The 15,658-nt window shown below is 70.5% G+C and carries 17 protein-coding genes; 11 read left to right on the top strand and 6 right to left on the bottom strand.

The genetic code is table 11. The features are described 5' to 3' along the window. The first annotated feature begins 3 nt into the window (after nt 1–3). Together SGFS_RS22850 and SGFS_RS22855 are read left to right on the top strand one after the other, a co-directional pair. Complete coding sequence (locus SGFS_RS22850) at nt 4–1,440, top strand: aldehyde dehydrogenase family protein (RefSeq protein WP_286252920.1); 1,437 nt, start codon at nt 4–6, stop codon at nt 1,438–1,440. Further along, nucleotides 1,433–2,320, top strand: a complete 888-nt coding sequence (locus SGFS_RS22855) for an aldehyde dehydrogenase family protein (protein WP_286252921.1) — start codon at nt 1,433–1,435, stop codon at nt 2,318–2,320. The genes SGFS_RS22850 and SGFS_RS22855 overlap by 8 nt, the downstream gene beginning before the upstream one ends. Nucleotides 2,321–2,379: 59 nt before the next feature. On the opposite strand, the gene SGFS_RS22860 is transcribed toward SGFS_RS22855, so the two are convergent. Then, nucleotides 2,380–2,784: a hypothetical protein gene (locus SGFS_RS22860; RefSeq protein WP_286252922.1), complete on the bottom strand. Its 405-nt coding sequence runs from the start codon at nt 2,782–2,784 to the stop codon at nt 2,380–2,382. Between the two features lie 140 nt (nt 2,785–2,924). Between SGFS_RS22860 and SGFS_RS22865 the strand changes: the two genes are divergently transcribed. After that, nucleotides 2,925–3,554, top strand: a complete 630-nt coding sequence (locus SGFS_RS22865) for a uridine kinase family protein (protein ID WP_286252923.1) — start codon at nt 2,925–2,927, stop codon at nt 3,552–3,554. Nucleotides 3,555–3,779: 225 nt separating this feature from the next. On the opposite strand, the gene SGFS_RS22870 is transcribed toward SGFS_RS22865, so the two are convergent. After that, nucleotides 3,780–4,538 (bottom strand): SigE family RNA polymerase sigma factor, encoded by a 759-nt coding sequence (locus tag SGFS_RS22870; RefSeq protein ID WP_286252925.1) that lies wholly within the window; start codon nt 4,536–4,538, stop codon nt 3,780–3,782. Between the two features lie 275 nt (nt 4,539–4,813). On the opposite strand from SGFS_RS22870, the gene afsQ1 reads away from it, so the two are divergent. The 5 genes from afsQ1 to SGFS_RS22895 all read left to right on the top strand — a co-directional run bounded on the left by afsQ1 (nt 4,814) and on the right by SGFS_RS22895 (nt 8,824). Beyond that, nucleotides 4,814–5,491, top strand: coding sequence for a two-component system response regulator AfsQ1 (gene afsQ1, locus SGFS_RS22875; protein WP_181387337.1), 678 nt, complete (start codon nt 4,814–4,816; stop codon nt 5,489–5,491). Nucleotides 5,492–5,523: 32 nt separating this feature from the next. Next, nucleotides 5,524–7,083, top strand: a complete 1,560-nt coding sequence (locus tag SGFS_RS22880; RefSeq protein ID WP_434027875.1) for an ATP-binding protein — start codon at nt 5,524–5,526, stop codon at nt 7,081–7,083. Then, nucleotides 7,080–7,694, top strand: a complete 615-nt coding sequence (locus SGFS_RS22885; protein WP_286252929.1) for a hypothetical protein — start codon at nt 7,080–7,082, stop codon at nt 7,692–7,694. The genes SGFS_RS22880 and SGFS_RS22885 overlap by 4 nt, the downstream gene beginning before the upstream one ends. A 222-nt stretch (nt 7,695–7,916) precedes the next feature. Further along, nucleotides 7,917–8,522, top strand: a complete 606-nt coding sequence (locus SGFS_RS22890; RefSeq protein WP_286252930.1) for a VanZ family protein — start codon at nt 7,917–7,919, stop codon at nt 8,520–8,522. A gap of 101 nt (nt 8,523–8,623) precedes the next feature. Continuing rightward, nucleotides 8,624–8,824: a PspC domain-containing protein gene (locus tag SGFS_RS22895; RefSeq protein ID WP_286252931.1), complete on the top strand. Its 201-nt coding sequence runs from the start codon at nt 8,624–8,626 to the stop codon at nt 8,822–8,824. A gap of 73 nt (nt 8,825–8,897) precedes the next feature. On the opposite strand, the gene SGFS_RS22900 is transcribed toward SGFS_RS22895, so the two are convergent. Together SGFS_RS22900 and SGFS_RS22905 are read right to left on the bottom strand one after the other, a co-directional pair. Continuing rightward, nucleotides 8,898–9,260, bottom strand: coding sequence for an ATP-binding protein (locus SGFS_RS22900; RefSeq protein ID WP_286252932.1), 363 nt, complete (start codon nt 9,258–9,260; stop codon nt 8,898–8,900). Between the two features lie 132 nt (nt 9,261–9,392). Then, the gene (locus tag SGFS_RS22905) at nt 9,393–10,556 is read right to left on the bottom strand and encodes an adenosine deaminase (RefSeq protein ID WP_286252934.1); all 1,164 of its coding nucleotides are present in this window, start codon (nt 10,554–10,556) and stop codon (nt 9,393–9,395) included. Nucleotides 10,557–10,669: 113 nt separating this feature from the next. On the opposite strand from SGFS_RS22905, the gene SGFS_RS22910 reads away from it, so the two are divergent. Continuing rightward, a complete protein-coding gene (locus tag SGFS_RS22910) occupies nt 10,670–11,440 on the top strand; it encodes a prolyl oligopeptidase family serine peptidase (protein WP_286252935.1) in 771 nt (256 codons plus the stop codon). Between the two features lie 112 nt (nt 11,441–11,552). Here the strand turns inward: SGFS_RS22910 and SGFS_RS22915 are convergent, their stop codons facing one another. Next, nucleotides 11,553–12,551 (bottom strand): LysR family transcriptional regulator, encoded by a 999-nt coding sequence (locus SGFS_RS22915; RefSeq protein WP_434028209.1) that lies wholly within the window; start codon nt 12,549–12,551, stop codon nt 11,553–11,555. A gap of 66 nt (nt 12,552–12,617) precedes the next feature. Between SGFS_RS22915 and SGFS_RS22920 the strand changes: the two genes are divergently transcribed. Together SGFS_RS22920 and SGFS_RS22925 are read left to right on the top strand one after the other, a co-directional pair. Continuing rightward, nucleotides 12,618–13,931: an MFS transporter gene (locus SGFS_RS22920; RefSeq protein ID WP_286252937.1), complete on the top strand. Its 1,314-nt coding sequence runs from the start codon at nt 12,618–12,620 to the stop codon at nt 13,929–13,931. A gap of 302 nt (nt 13,932–14,233) precedes the next feature. Beyond that, nucleotides 14,234–15,247, top strand: coding sequence for a sigma-70 family RNA polymerase sigma factor (locus SGFS_RS22925; RefSeq protein ID WP_286260018.1), 1,014 nt, complete (start codon nt 14,234–14,236; stop codon nt 15,245–15,247). Here the strand turns inward: SGFS_RS22925 and SGFS_RS22930 are convergent. Next, complete coding sequence (locus SGFS_RS22930) at nt 15,140–15,484, bottom strand: STAS domain-containing protein (RefSeq protein WP_286252939.1); 345 nt, start codon at nt 15,482–15,484, stop codon at nt 15,140–15,142. The two genes, SGFS_RS22925 and SGFS_RS22930, sit on opposite strands and share 108 nt — an antisense overlap. Nucleotides 15,485–15,658 lie beyond the last annotated feature (174 nt).

Here is a 15,658-nt window from a genome sequence, read left to right on the forward strand (position 1 = left end):
ACCATGGCACCCGTATTCGATTACGCACCCGCCCCCGAGTCCCGCTCGATCGTCGACATCGCGCCCTCGTACGGCCTGTTCATCGACGGCGAGTTCACGGAGGCGGCGGACGGCAGGGTCTTCAAGACCGTGAGCCCCTCCTCCGAGGAGGTCCTCTCCGAGATCGCCCAGGCGGGCGAGGCGGACGTGGACCGTGCGGTGAAGGCCGCCCGCAAGGCCTTCCAGCAGTGGTCCGCACTGCCCGGCTCCGAGCGCGCGAAGTACCTCTTCCGTATCGCCCGCATCATCCAGGAGCGCAGCCGTGAGCTGGCGGTCCTTGAGACGCTGGACAACGGCAAGCCCATCAAGGAGACGCGCGACGCCGACCTCCCCCTGGTCGCCGCCCACTTCTTCTACTACGCGGGCTGGGCCGACAAGCTGGAGCACGCCGGTTTCGGCACGTCACCGAAGCCGCTGGGGGTGGCGGGCCAGGTCATCCCCTGGAACTTCCCCCTGCTGATGCTGGCCTGGAAGATCGCCCCGGCACTGGCGACGGGCAACACGGTGGTGCTGAAGCCCGCCGAGACGACCCCGCTCTCCGCCCTGTTCTTCGCGGACATCTGCCGCCAGGCGGGCCTGCCCAAGGGCGTCGTCAACATCCTCCCGGGTTACGGCGACACGGGCGCCGCGCTCGTCGCGCACCCGGACGTGAACAAGGTGGCCTTCACCGGTTCCACGGCGGTCGGCAAGGAGATCGCGAAGACGGTCGCCGGCACCCGCAAGAAGGTCACGCTCGAACTGGGCGGCAAGGGCGCCAACATCGTCTTCGACGACGCCCCCATCGACCAGGCCGTCGAGGGCATCGTCAACGGCATCTTCTTCAACCAGGGCCAGGTCTGCTGCGCGGGCAGCCGTCTGCTGGTCCAGGAGTCGATCCAGGACGAGCTGCTGGACTCCCTGAAGCGCAGGCTCGCGACGCTCCGCCTCGGCGACCCGCTGGACAAGAACACGGACATCGGCGCGATCAACTCCGAGGAGCAGCTCACCCGGATCACCTCGCTCGTCGAGCGCGGCGAGGCCGAGGGCGCCGAGCGCTGGTCCCCGGCCTGCGAGATCCCGTCCGCCGGCTACTGGTTCGCCCCGACGCTCTTCACGAACGTCACCCAGGCGCACGCCATCGCCCGCGACGAGATCTTCGGCCCGGTCCTGTCCGTCCTCACCTTCCGCACCCCGGACGAGGCCGTCGCCAAGGCCAACAACAGCCAGTACGGCCTGTCGGCGGGCATCTGGACGGAGAAGGGGTCGCGGATCCTCGCCGTGGCGAGCAAGCTCCGCGCGGGCGTCATCTGGTCCAACACGTTCAACAAGTTCGACCCGACCTCGCCGTTCGGCGGTTACAAGGAGTCGGGCTTCGGCCGCGAGGGCGGCCGCCACGGCCTGGAGGCGTACCTCGATGTCTGACGAACGACTTTCCGTCTTCAAGACCTACAAGCTGTACGTGGGCGGGAAGTTCCCGCGTTCCGAGAGCGGCCGGGTGTATGAGGTGACCGACTCAAAGGACAACTGGCTGGCGAACGCGCCCCTTTCCTCCCGCAAGGACGCCCGTGACGCGGTGGTCGCCGCCCGCAAGGCGTTCGGGGCATGGTCCGGCACGACCGCGTACAACCGGGGCCAGGTCCTCTACCGCATCGCCGAGATGCTTCAGGGCCGCCGCGACCAGTACGTCCGTGAAGTGGCCGACGCGGAGGGCCTCTCCAAGTCCAAGGCCGCCGCCCAGGTGGACGCGGCGATCGACCGCTGGGTCTGGTACGCGGGCTGGACCGACAAGATCGCCCAGGTGGTCGGCGGCGCGAACCCGGTGGCGGGCCCGTACTTCAACCTCTCCTCCCCCGAGCCGACCGGCGTCGTCGCCGTCCTGGCCCCTCAGGAGTCGTCCTTCCTGGGCCTGGTCTCGGTGATCGCCCCGGTGATCGCGACGGGCAACACGGCGATCGTGGTGGCCTCGGAGAAGTCCCCGCTCCCGGCCCTCTCGCTCGGCGAGGTCCTGGCCACCTCCGACCTCCCCGGCGGCGTGGTCAACATCCTCTCCGGCCGTACGGCGGAGATCGCGACCCCGCTCGCCGCCCACCAGGACGTCAACGCGATCGACCTGGCCGGCGCGGACGAGATCCTGGCGAAGGAGCTGGAGATCGCGGCCGCGGACAACCTGAAGCGCGTCCTCCGTCCACAGCCTGTGGATTACATCGCGACCCCCGGGATCGACCGGATGACGGCGTTCCTGGAGACGAAGACGGTGTGGCACCCGACGGGATCGCTGGGGGCGTCGGGCTCGTCGTACTGAGCTCCCGCAATCGGCGCGGGGCTGTGCCGCATGTGCGGCACAGCCCCGCGGCAGTCCTCTCAGCCCTGCCGGCCCCTCACCGCCTGCCCCACCACCGGCATGCTCCCGACCGACGACGCCTGCGCCACCGGCCCCGTCAGCGACCGCGAAGCGAGCGGCTTGAAGTCGGCCATCTGCGTGGCCACCCCGTTGTCGAGGGGGTCCACGCCCGTGCCCGCCAGCGGGTTGGGCTTGAGGCCCGCGACCGGGCCCGTGGTGTACCCGACGGTCCCCGTGACTGCCCGGAGACCCGCCTGTGGGTTGACGTTGCCGGGTGAAAGGTTCCGGCCGCCCATCACGTCGACGGCCTGGGCGCCGGCGGCGGCGGCCGTGCCGGCGCCCGCGCCGAGCGCGACACCGGCGGTCGTGACGGCCAGCAGCGCGCGTCGGGCGGTGGGGTTCTTGGGAGCCGAGTGTCGGGCCATCAGTGATGCCACTTTCTGCTGCGAAAATGATCCACCGAATGTAATCGATGTGACACACAGGGTAGTTGAGATGTGATGTGCGCTCCAACGGCGACCCGCCGTCTCGGCGAGAGCCGATCCATGCCTCACACTGGTCTCTCGTGAGTTCGCATCCCCCGATACCGACCCGGGTCGTTCTGATGTCCGGTCCGTCCGGCTCAGGCAAATCCCTCCTCGCCGCCCGCTCCGGCCTGCCCGTGCTGCGGCTCGACGACTTCTACAAGGAGGGCGACGACCCGACGCTGCCGCTGGTGGAGGGCAGTTCGGACATCGACTGGGACCACCCGCAGTCGTGGGACGCGGACGCGGCCGTCGCCGCCATCGAGGAGCTGTGCCGCACGGGCCGTACGACGGTCCCGACGTACGACATCTCGCTGAGCGCCCGTACGGGCGCGGAGGCGCTGTACATCGAGCGGACGCCGCTGTTCATCGCGGAGGGCATCTTCGCCGCCGAGATCGTCGGACGCTGCCGCGAAGTGGACGTCCTGGCCGACGCCCTGTGTCTGACGCGCGGGCCGGTCAAGACGTTCCGCCGCCGCTTTCTGCGCGATCTGCGGGAGGGCCGCAAGTCGGTGCCGTTCCTGTTGCGGCGCGGCTGGCGGCTGATGCGCCAGGAGCGTTCGATCGTGGCCCGCCAGACGGCACTGGGCGCCCACCCCTGCGACAAGGACGAGGCCCTGGGCCGCCTGGCCGCGGCCGCCGCGGGCCGCTGCGCCAAGGCGACGGCGTAGCCCCGCAGCCCCGAAGGCGTACGCACAAAAAAGCGGGACTGGACGGACCCCCCGGCCCTCCAGTCCCGCTTCCCCCGTGTCCCCCGTGGTCCCCCGTGACCCCCGTGGGCTTTCCCCCGCTTCCCCCCGAGCCGTCGCGCCGGCACTCCCCCGCGCCACCGTGACGGCCCCTCGTTCCCCCGCACTCCCCCGTGCTCCCCCGTTACTTGCTTCCCCCACAGACCCTCAGGCGACAAGCTCCCCGAAGGACTCCTCCTCGTCACGGCCGAAGCTGAGGACCTCGTCCTCGCGCAGCCGACGGAGCGACCGCCAGATGCTGGACTTCACCGTGCCGACACTGATGTCGAGGATCTCCGCGATCTCCGGGTCCGTGCGGCCCTCGTAGTAACGAAGGACCAGCATCGTCCGCTGGAGTTCGGGAAGGCGGGCGAGCGCCTGCCACAGGACGGCGCGCAGTTCGGTGCCGCGCATCGCGTCCGTGTCACCGGCGGTCTCCGGCAGTTCCTCGGTCGGGTACTCGTTCAGCTTGCGGCGCCGCCACGCGCTGATGTGCAGATTGGTCATCGTGCGGCGGAGGTAGCCCCCGACCGCGGCCTTGTCGCTGATCCGCTCCCACGCCCTGTACGTCGAGAACAGGGCGCTCTGGAGCAGGTCTTCGGCCTCGAAGCGGTCGCCGGTCAGGTGGTAGGCGGTTGCGTACAGGGAGGCACGACGCTCCTGGACGTAGGCGGTGAACTCCGCCTCCGACACAGAACGGCGTTCCCCCGTGCCCTCCCCGTACGCTGCCCCCGTTCCCCCGTGGGCAACCCCCGTGTTGCTTCCCCCCACATGAGCGTCAACCACCGTCATGTACGCGGCGTGCTGACGCCCGGTGCCGCGAGCGCACCCCCGCCCGCTCACGGCACCGGACTTCTCCGCGCTCCGGACGACGTCGTGGAGACGCGTGACAACTGCGCTAGTGCTGGTGCTGTGCAGCGTGTTCATCTTGCGCCCCCCGTCGTGGAGTTCCGGTTGTTCGTCCGCCCTGTCGTGCTGTCGGGCGGCGCTTCCTTGCCTGTGCCGAAAAGATTGCCCGGCCACCTTCATGGCCGTGTCCGCCGACTGTCACAGACCTGTCACAGGGGTTCACCCCAATCAACTCACAGGGTGATCACAGAGAAGAGTCGTACGGCTACGCGAACGACACGATCATGTGCGGGTGTCGGGTGGGAGCGCTCCAACGGTCGATTCGGCGCCATGGCATGGGCCAGAATGAGCCCGTGCCTTCCCTGTTGCTGATCGAGGACGACGACGCCATCCGCACGGCCCTGGAGCTCTCTCTTACGCGCCAGGGGCACCGTGTCGCCACCGCCGCCACCGGCGAGGATGGTCTCAAGCTGCTGCGCGAACAGCGGCCTGATCTGATCGTTTTGGACGTGATGCTGCCCGGCATCGACGGCTTCGAGGTGTGCCGACGGATCCGGCGCACCGACCAGCTGCCGATCATCCTGCTGACCGCGCGCAGCGATGACATCGATGTGGTGGTGGGCCTGGAGTCCGGCGCGGACGACTACGTGGTCAAGCCCGTGCAGGGGCGGGTGCTGGACGCCCGTATCCGTGCCGTGCTGCGGCGCGGTGAGCGCGAGGCCAATGACTCGGCGACGTTCGGCAGCCTCGTGATCGACCGCGCGGCGATGACCGTGACGAAGAACGGCGAGGACCTCCAGCTGACGCCCACCGAGCTGCGCCTGCTGCTCGAACTGAGCCGGCGCCCGGGACAGGCCCTGTCCCGGCAGCAGTTGCTGCGTCTGGTGTGGGAGCACGACTACCTGGGCGACTCGCGCCTGGTGGACGCGTGTGTGCAGCGGCTGCGCGCCAAGGTCGAGGACGTGCCGTCGTCGCCGACCCTGATCCGTACCGTCCGTGGCGTCGGCTACCGGTTGGACACTCCTCAGTGACACAGGCTCAAGGGGGGATCCGCGGCTGGTCCATGGCCCGCAGGAAAGTACAGTCGCGCATCCGTTTCACCAGCCTGCGGCTCAGGCTGGTCGTCGTGTTCGGGCTCGTTGCGCTCACCGCCGCCGTGTCGGCGTCGGGGATCGCGTACTGGCTCAACCGCGAGGCCGTGCAGAAGCGCGCTCAGGACGCGGCGCTGGAGGTCTTCGAGCGGGAGATGCAGAGCCATGCCAGCACCCTGCGCCCGAATCCGACACAGGACCAACTGCGCATGGCCGCACGGCAGATGGCCGACGGCGGCCAGCGCTTCAGCGTGCTGCTCATCGCCGAGGACGCGGACGGCAGGGCCGTCTACGGCTCCTCGACCGACTCGGCGCTCAAGGGCTTCACCCTGGACGACGTGCCGGCCTCGCTGCGCAAGGCGGTGAACAAGCGCCAGGAGCTGTCGGCCGGCAACAAGCACGCGTACCACCTGTACTGGCAGCGGGTCATCGACGGCGACACCCCCTACCTGGTGGGCGGGGCGCGGATGATCGGCGGCGGGCCGACCGGCTATATGCGCAAGTCCCTGGAGCTGGAGGCGAAGGACCTCAACTCGCTGGCCTGGTCGCTCGGCATCGCGACGGCTCTGTCGCTGATCGGCTCGGCTCTGCTCGCCCAGGCCGCCGCGACGACCGTGCTGAAGCCGGTGCAGCGCCTGGGCGTGGCGGCCCGGCGTCTCGGCGAGGGCCAGCTGGACACCCGTCTCAGGGTCTCCGGCACGGACGAACTGGCGGATCTGTCCCGGACGTTCAACCTCGCGGCGGAGTCGCTGGAGAAGAAGGTCGACGACATGAGCGCCCGCGAGGAGGCCTCGCGCCGGTTCGTCGCGGACATGTCCCATGAGCTCCGTACGCCGCTGACGGCCATCACCGCCGTCACGGAGGTACTGGAGGAGGAGCTGGACGCCGACACCGGCAGCCTCGACCCGATGATCGAACCGGCCGTACGGCTCGTGGTCAGCGAGACCCGGCGGCTGAACGACCTGGTCGAGAACCTGATGGAGGTCACCCGCTTCGACGCGGGCACGGCCCGGCTGGTGCTTGACGACGTCGACATCGCCGACCAGATCACCGCGTGCATCGACGCCCGGGCCTGGCTGGACGCGGTGGAACTGAACGCGGACCGCGGCATCATGGCCCGCCTCGACCCGCGCCGTCTGGACGTGGTGCTGGCCAACCTGATCGGCAACGCGCTCAAGCACGGCGGGTCGCCGGTGCGGGTCTCGGTACGTCTGGAGAGCAAGGCCGACACGGAGGGCGAGGAACTGGTCATCGAGGTGCAGGACCACGGCCCCGGCATCCCCGAGGACGTCCTGCCGCATGTCTTCGACCGGTTCTACAAGGCGAGCGCCTCCCGCCCGCGCTCCGAGGGCAGCGGCCTCGGTCTGTCCATCGCCCTGGAGAACGCCCACATCCACGGCGGCGAGATCACCGCCGCGAACTCCCCGAAGGGCGGAGCGGTGTTCACCCTGCGGCTGCCCCGGGACGCCTCCGAGCTCATCGAGCAGGAGCGTGGCGGCGGCACGGGCGGCGACGAGGGAGACGGGCAGTGAACATACGAGGCGTCGCGGCGCTGGGAACGGTCGGCGTCCTCGCCGGGCTGCTCGGCGGCTGCGGCATCCGGGCGACGCAGGTGCCGACGGACTTCGGGCCGGCGCCCTCGATGGTGCCGTGCGAGCTGTCGTCGACGGACATCACGGTCCAGGCCACGCCGTCCGGCGTCCCGGTCGAGGTGTTCCTGCTCTGCTCGGGCCGGCTGGCACGGGTCAACCGCTCGGTGCTGGTCCCCGACATCGGCGACGAGGCGAAGCGCCGGCTCCTGGTGGCCCAGGGGCTGCTGGACGCGCTCGCCGGGAAGCCTTCGGGCGCCGAGGACGAGGCGGGGTACTCCACCGCTGTGCCGGCGGGGGTCAGGGTGAGCGGGGCCCGCTCCGGGGAGCCGGAGGACGCCCTGCGGCTGTCCACCGCGCCCGACGCCCTGCCGAAGTACGCCCTGGCCCAGATCGTCTGCACGTTCGCGGACTCGGCGGCGGCCGAGGGCGACGGTTCGGTGGTCCTCGGCGGCCCGGGCGACGGCTCGCTGCGGCGGTACGAGTGCACGGCTGAGGTGCAGTCGAGCCCGGGCGACGAGAAACCGCCCTCGTCGGAGGTCGGGGGCTCCTGAGACCTGGTGCTGGGGGTCCACTGCCTGGCCCACCGCACCAGGGCCGACGAGTGGGCCGAAGGGGCGCGCCTGTGCCGAGAGCGCGAGCGCGCGGAGGTCCCGGCGAATGAGGGGGCGAGCACGGTAGTGGCGCTCTCGACACAGGCTTTGGCGCCCCGGAGGTGAACCGAGCCACAAAAAGGCTGCGGAACCGATCGTGCCGGGGTGTGCGTCTAGGGGGGCGTGCAGCGTCAAGGTACGAACGGCGACAGCGCCGGGATCCGTGTCCGTGCGATGGGGGGTGTCCTCCTCGTCGCACACCTCGCGCTCGTCGCCTGGATCACGCTGCGTCCACTGGACGTCACCTGGGTGAGCGCCACGAACCTGCGGCCCTTCGCCGGAATCAGAGCGGATCTGGCCCTCGGCTGGCCGGAGGCGGCCCGCAGCATCGGGGAGGGGCTCGCGCTGCTGGCGCCACTGGGCGTGCTGCTGCCGATGGCGCACGGCAGACTCACCGTGTCGCCGCTCGCCTCGCTGGCCCGGGTCGTCACCACGGGGGCCCTGCTGTCGCTGGCCATCGAGCTGTTGCAGACCGGGGTGCCCGGTCAGGTCGTCGACGTCGACTCGATCCTGCTCAACACGGTCGGCGTGGGCCTCGCCCACCTGGCGGTCATGCCCACGGTGCGGAAGGCGCTCAGGCGCAGGAGCCGGGGCAGCGGTCGGCCCAGCGGGACCGGGGACCGGGATCTGGTGGCCCTCCGCATGGAGGACCGGGACGGCCGCGAGGAGCGCGGGGAGTCGTCTCAGGGTCGAACCCCGACGATCGCCAGGGTCGAGATGGCCCCATAGAGTGACGCTTCGCCCGCTTCGTCACCGTAGCGTGAAACGTGTTGGGGACAGCGGGGCCGTCACCGGGGCGGCCTCGACCCACGGTGACGAAGGAGAACCCGATGAGCCGCCTTGCCCGCCCCACCGAAGGCCGCATGATCGGCGGAGTGTGCGCAGCCCTGGCGCAGCGTTTCGGCACCTCCGCGACCACGATGCGCGTGATCTTCGTACTGTCGTGCCTGCTTCCGGGCCCGCAGTTCCTGCTCTACATAGCCCTGTGGATCCTGTTCCCCTCGGAGGAGAAGGCCCGCACGGCTTGGTGACGCACCACTGAGAGTCACGTGTACGCCGATGGGGCGCACCTCCGCAGGGGTGCGCCCCATTCATGCGAAGTGCTCACACGCCGCCGAGGGACAGGCCGTTCACGCCGGAGCCCTTGCCGGGAAGGGAGCCGCCGGCGGGGAGGCCGCCGAGGAGGCCACCGGCGGGGCCGGTCGGGCCCTCGGAGACCACCTTCGTGGCGGCGGGCTGCGCGGCCTCGAGGCCGTGGCCGAGCGCGCCCTGCCCCTGGGCGACGGCGGTGGCGGCACCGGGCAGCGCCTTCGAGACCTTCTCCACGGGCAGCGACTTGGTGACGGTGCCGAGGGCCTGGGAGGCGTCGGGGGCGGCCGGGGCGGCGTTCGCGGCGCCCGCGCCCGCAGCGGCGATGGCGGCACCGACGACGGCGACACCGAGGGTCTTGGCAGCAGACTGCTTCATGTGGAATGCGTCCTTGGATGCGTTTGGCGGGTGGTGAGCGGTGCCGAAACGTAAACACCAAAGTCCTGCCGGAGGCAAACATCGAAAAGCGGTCGAGTCGCCGTTGCCGCGACCGCTTTCCGAAGACGCCGTTCAGTTCTCCTTGTTGACAGAACCGCTGGTGGAAGCCGTCTGCCGGAACAGCCATTCGGATTTTAGCTCGGCGTAGCCGGGCTTGATGACGTCATTGATCATGGCCAGTCGTTCATCGAAAGGAATGAATGCTGACTTCATAGCATTGACCGAGAACCACTGAATGTCGTCGAGCGTGTAACCGAAAGCCTCGACCAGGTACTCGAATTCGCGGCTCATACTGGTGTGGGACATCAGTCGGTTGTCGGTGTTCACGGTGGCCCTGAAGTGCAGCCGCCGCAGCAGTCCGATGGGGTGCTCGGCATAGGAACGGGCCGCGCCGGTCTGGAGGTTGGAGCTGGGGCACATCTCGAGCGGGATGCGCTTGTCGCGGACGTAGGAGGCGAGGCGGCCGAGTTTCACCGTGCCGTCGACCTGGACCTGGATGTCGTCGATGATGCGGACGCCGTGTCCGAGGCGGTCGGCGCCGCACCACTGGAGGGCCTGCCAGATGGAGGGGAGCCCGAAGGCCTCGCCGGCATGGATGGTGAAGTGGTTGTTCTCGCGCTTGAGGTATTCGAAGGCGTCGAGGTGCCGGGTGGGCGGGTAGCCGGCCTCGGCGCCCGCGATGTCGAAGCCGACGACGCCGAGGTCCCGGTAGCGGTTGGCGAGTTCGGCGATCTCCAGGGCGCGCGCCGCGTGCCGCATGGCCGTGAGGAGGGCGCCGACGCGGATGCGGTGGCCGTTCGCCCTGGCCTGTCGCTCGCCTTCCCGGAAACCCTCGTTGACGGCCTCGACGACCTCTTCGAGGGTGAGCCCGCCGTCGAGGTGCTGCTCGGGGGCGTAGCGGACCTCGGCGTAGACGACACCGTCCTCGGCGAGATCCACGGCGCACTCTGCGGCGACCCGGTGCAGTGCCTCCCGGGTCTGCATGACGCCGACGGTATGGGAGAAGGTCTCCAGGTACCGCTCCAGGGAGCCGGAGTCGGCGGCCTCGCGGAACCAGACGCCGAGCTTGTCGGGGTCGGACTCGGGGAGCTGGGAGTAGCCGCTGTCGCGGGCGAGTTCGACGATGGTGCCGGGGCGGAGCCCGCCGTCGAGATGGTCGTGCAGCAGAACCTTGGGTGCCCGGCGGATCTGGTCCGAGTCCGGGGTGCCGCCGGTCCGGTCAGTCTGGCTCGTCATTTCCGCACGATAACGCCTACGCGCGTAGAGGGCCTGCTGGACAGGGCCGTCGATACCCAACGGTGACCCGGCGGACTGGTGGCGTACACCGACACTTCTGACACTGTTCTGTCATGGCGCAGCAAGCAATGCCGGTTCGCAGAGCCCGACTTGGGCGGACATTCGGCCCCGAGCCGAGCTCGGTCAGCGGTGTCGTACTGCTGCTCCCGGCCGGCGACGAGAACTCCACCCGCAAGCCCTCCCCCCTGCTGGCCGCGGCCTCCGTGCACGCGCTCGGCCGTCGGCTCGCCCGCGCGGGCCGTACGGAGGGGCTGGCGGCGCATGTCGTGCACTACCGCTGTCGCGGGTGGAACGGCGGGGAGGCGAATCTCGCGCACGACGCGGGGTGGGCGGCGGACGAGGTCGTACGGCGGTACGGGGATGTGCCGGTGTGCCTGGTCGGGTTCGGTATGGGCGGGCGGGCCGCGTTGCACGCGGGTGGGCATGACGCCGTCAACTCCGTCCTGGCGATCGCTCCATGGCTGCCCAAGGAGGATGCGGCCACGCCACCCGAACCGGTGAAGCAGTTGGCGGGGCGGCGGGTCATGGTCGTGCACGGCACGAACGACGAGCGGGTGGATCCCGCGTTGTCCTTCCGGTTCGCGGCGCGGGCGAAGAAGACGAATCCCGATATCTGCCGGTTCGAAGTGCACTCGGATCGGCATGGGCTTCAGCAGCATCGGGACGAGGTGCATGCTCTCGCCGAGGATTTCGTGATGGGGGTGCTGTTCGGGAGGGCGTTCGCTCGGCCGGTGGTGGATGCGCTTGCGGCTCCGCCGCCGCTTGGGTTGCGTATGCCGCTTGCTTCCGGTTTTGGGCGGGCGCGGTCTCGGAGGGGCGTCTGAGGTTTGTGGTGCGGGTGCGGCTGCGGGTGCGTGGGGGCTGATCGCGCGGTTCCCAGCGCCCCTTGAGGGTGCGGCAGGCACCCCCTGGCGCCTGGGAGCCCTCGGGTGCTGCTCAGTCGTGAAGCAGCTTGCCCCGCCGTGACAGCAGGAACCTCTTGAAGGCCGCCACCGGTGGGGTGTCCGGGTGGCCGTCGAGCCAGGCCACGCCGATTTCGCGGACCGCTCGGGGGGCGGTGACCGTCAGCTCCACGACGCCAGGGCGGGGCACGGCCGGGGGTGGGAGAAGGGCGACGCCGAGGCCGGCGGCGACCAGGCCGCGCAGGGTCTCGGCCTCCTCGCCCTCGAAGGCGATACGGGGCTTGAAGCCTGCCTCCTTGCAGAGGTCGTCTGTGATGCGGCGCATGCCGTAGCCGGGTTCCAGGGTCACGAAGGTCTCGTCGGCGGCCTCGGCGAGCCTGATGCGCTTGCGGGCGGCGAGGCGGTGGTCGGCGGGGACGACCAGGCGGAGCTTCTGCTCGTCGAGGCGGCGGGCGACGAGGTCGGGCGCGTCGGGGACGGGTGAGGTGAGGCAGAGGTCCAGCTCACCCGCGCGCAGTCGTTCGATCATCGCCTCGCCGTAGTTCTGGACGAGGCTGAAGCGGACGCGGGGATGCTCGGCGCGGAACGTCTGGAGCAGGCCCGGGACGGTCTCGGCGCCCATGGTGTGCAGAAAGCCGAACGCGACCTTGCCGGTGGCCGGGTCGGCGTCCGCGCGCACCTCGTCGGCGGCGCGCTCGACCTCGGCGAGGGCGCGTTCGACGGAGCCGAGGAAGGTGCGGCCGGCGGGCGTGAGGGAGACGGTCCGGCCCCGGCGGGCGAACAGATCGACGCCCAGATCCTGTTCGAGGCGGACCATCGCGCGGGAGAGCGTGGACTGCGGGACGTTCATCTCCTGCGCGGCCCGGGTGACGTGCTCGGTGCGGGCGACGCCGGCGAAGTAGGCGAGGCGGGGGGCGAGGCGCAGGACGATGTCCTCGATCCCGTAGATCGCGCTCCGATGGATGCTGTTGCCATCGATTTGTTTTGTGTCACTGGACTGTGACAGGTGCCGCTCTGACCTCTGCTGATGCATCACGGGAACGATTATGAGGGTTCCGTGCATTGGACGGATGAGTGGCGGCGTACGTACTTTCGAGGCATGCCTTCCGCCAGTACCGAGGCGCCCACCACCGTGGGCGCCGTAGCAACCGTTTCCGCCTCCGCTCCGAAGACCGTCTCCGCCCCGAAGGCCGCCTCCGACTCCCGTATGGCCCCGGGCGGGCCCGGATACCGCCGGATGAGCCTGGCGCTGTTCCTCGCGGGTGTCGCGACCTTCGCCCTCCTCTACTCCACGCAGGCCCTGCTGCCGTTGATCTCCGGCGACTTCGGGAGTACGGCGAGCGGGGCGAGCTGGACGGTGGCGGCGGCGACGGGCGCGCTGGCGCTGTTCGTGCTGCCGATGAGCGCGCTTTCGGAGCGGTTCGGGCGGCGTACGGTCATGACGGGGTCGTTGGCGGTCGCCGTGACCGTCGGGCTGCTGGTGCCCTTCGCGCCCTCGCTGGGTGCGCTGGTCGTGCTGCGAGCGGTGCAGGGTGCGGCGCTGGCCGGGGTGCCGGCGTCGGCGACGGCCTATCTCGCCGAGGAGGTCCGGCCCAAGGCGCTGATCACCGCGATCGGTCTGTTCGTCGCCGGTAACAGCGTGGGCGGTATGAGCGGCCGGGTCGTCACCGGCTGGGTCGCGCAGGAGTGGGGTTGGCGGGTCGCGCTGGGTGTGCTCGGGGTGATCGCGGTGGGCTGTGCGGTGGCGTTCCGGCTGCTGCTGCCCGCGCCGCGGCACTTCGCGGCGGGGTCGCTGCGGCCGCGGGTGCTGGTGCGGACCGTTAAGGGGCATCTGTCCGACCCGCTGCTGTGCCGGCTGTATGTGATCGGTGCGCTGTTCATGACGGTGTTCGGTGCGGTGTACACGGTGATCGGGTACCGGTTGGCCGATGCGCCCTTCTCGCTTCCCCAGGGTGTGATCGGCTCGATCTTCCTCGTGTATCTGGTGGGTACGGTGTCGGCGTCGACCGCAGGGAAGCTGGTCGGGCGGCTGGGGCGGCGCGGGGCGCTGTATCTGGCGGGCGGTACGACCACGGCCGGGCTCTTCGTGTCCCTCTCCGACTCCCTGGTGCTGGTGCTGCTGGGCCTGGTTCTGATCACGGCCGGGTTCTTCGCGGGACACGCGGTGGCGTCGTCGTCGGTGAGCCATACGGCGAAGCGGGGTCGGGCGCAGGCGTCGGCGCTGTATCAGTCGGCGTACTACGTGGGGTCGAGTGCGGGTAGCACGCTCGGGGCGGTGGCGTTCCACGCGGGGGGCTGGGCCGGGACCGTGTCGCTGGGGCTGCTGGCGGTGGCCGGGGTCGTGGCGGTCACGGTGGCCGGGTCGCGTGCGGCGCGGGTGGCGGCTCGGCGGGGGCCGGTGGTCGTGCATTGACCTCCGGGGGGTGCGCTGTTCTCGCCCAAAGCAGGGGCTGAACAGCAGGGGCTGCGCCCCATGCTTTTGTCCTTAGGGGCGTCCTCAGGGGCGTCCTCAGGGACGTCCTTAGGGGCGCGGGAACCGCCCGTCCATCCCCCAACGCGCACCCGCAGCCGCCAAACACCCGCCTCTCCACCCGCGCAGGCGCCCCACCTGCGTGTTCTCCCGCTCCGGGGGCCGTTGTCAGTGGGCTGCGGTAGCTTCCGGAGTGTTGGGACGCACAGGAATGGCACAGGGGTGGGTTGGCCATGAGCGACGGTATGACGGCGGGTTCGGCGACAGCGGATCTCGGCGATCTCGATATGCGGCTGGAGCGGCACCGGGTCGAGCTGACCGGTTACTGCTACCGAATGCTCGGCTCCTCCTTCGAGGCCGAGGACGCGGTGCAGGACACACTGGTCCGCGCCTGGCGCAGCTATGAGAAGTTCGAGGGGCGGTCCAGCCTCCGCTCGTGGCTCTACCGGATCGCGACCAACGTCTGCCTGGACATGCTGACCGCCGGCAACAAGCGGGCCCGCCCCATGGACCTCACCGACTCCACCCCCCTCGCCCAGGCCGCCCTCTCCCCCCGCCCGGACAACACCTGGCTGGAGCCGGTCCCGGACGCCCGCGTCCTGCCCACGACCGCCGACCCGGCCGAGGCCGCGGTCGCCAAGGAGTCCGTCCGGCTCGCCTTCGTCGCCGCCCTGCAGAAGCTCCCCGCCAAGCAGCGCGCCGTGCTCATCCTCCGCGAGGTCCTCGCCTGGAAGGCCAGCGAGGTCGCCGAGCTTCTCGACACCTCCGTCGCCTCGGTCAACAGCGCGCTGCAGCGGGCCCGCGCGACGCTCGCCGACAGTGAGGGGCAGGCGGCGGAGGCGGCCGTCTCCGATCCGCTCGACAAGGAGCAGCAGAAGCTCCTGGAGCGCTATGTCGCCGCCTTCGAGGGGTACGACATGGCGGCGCTGACGGCTCTGCTGCACGAGGACGCGGTCATGACGATGCCGCCGTTCGACCTGTGGCTCCAGGGCACGAGCGACATCACCGGCTTCATGACGACGCTCGGCTCGGCCTGCGCCGGCTCGCACCTCGTGCCGGTCGCCGTCAACGGCCTGCCCGGCTTCGCCCAGTACAAGCCCGACCCCGAGGAGGGCGGCTTCACCGCGTGGGCCGTCCAGGTGCTGGAGATATCAGAGGACCGGATCGCCGGGTTCCACTGCTTCCTCGACACCGCCCGCTGGTTCCCCCTCTTCGGTCTGCCCCTCCACCTCGAAAGCAAGCCCGACCAGGCGCAGTAGCGCGCGCAGCGCCGGGTCGGGGTCCCGCAGCCGTATGCGGCCCCCGGCCCGCCGTGCGGCGAGCTGCATCCGGGCCAGCGCGTCGACGGTGGCGAGGCCCGGGGGTCCGATCCCCCCGACATCACACACCACGGCCCGGGCGCCGGTCGCGTCGAGCAGTGCCCGTACGTCGTCGCACAGCCCCGCCACCTCGTCCCGGGTGAGGGGGCCGGCCAGCACGAGTACAGCGGGTGTCATGGCGTCCACGAGCGGTAGACCGTCCGGGCGGCCGCAACTCATCGGCACCGCGTTCTCCGGCTGCGTCGGTGGGACGTGTCCGCCGGTCGGGATCGCTTTGACCTGCGGCCCTCCTCCCCCGGAGGGTTGGCTGTATGCCCCATGCATCCGCACCGCCCTGGATACCCGACGGCC

The organism is Streptomyces graminofaciens (assembly GCF_030294945.1).
Lineage (GTDB): Bacteria > Actinomycetota > Actinomycetes > Streptomycetales > Streptomycetaceae > Streptomyces > Streptomyces graminofaciens.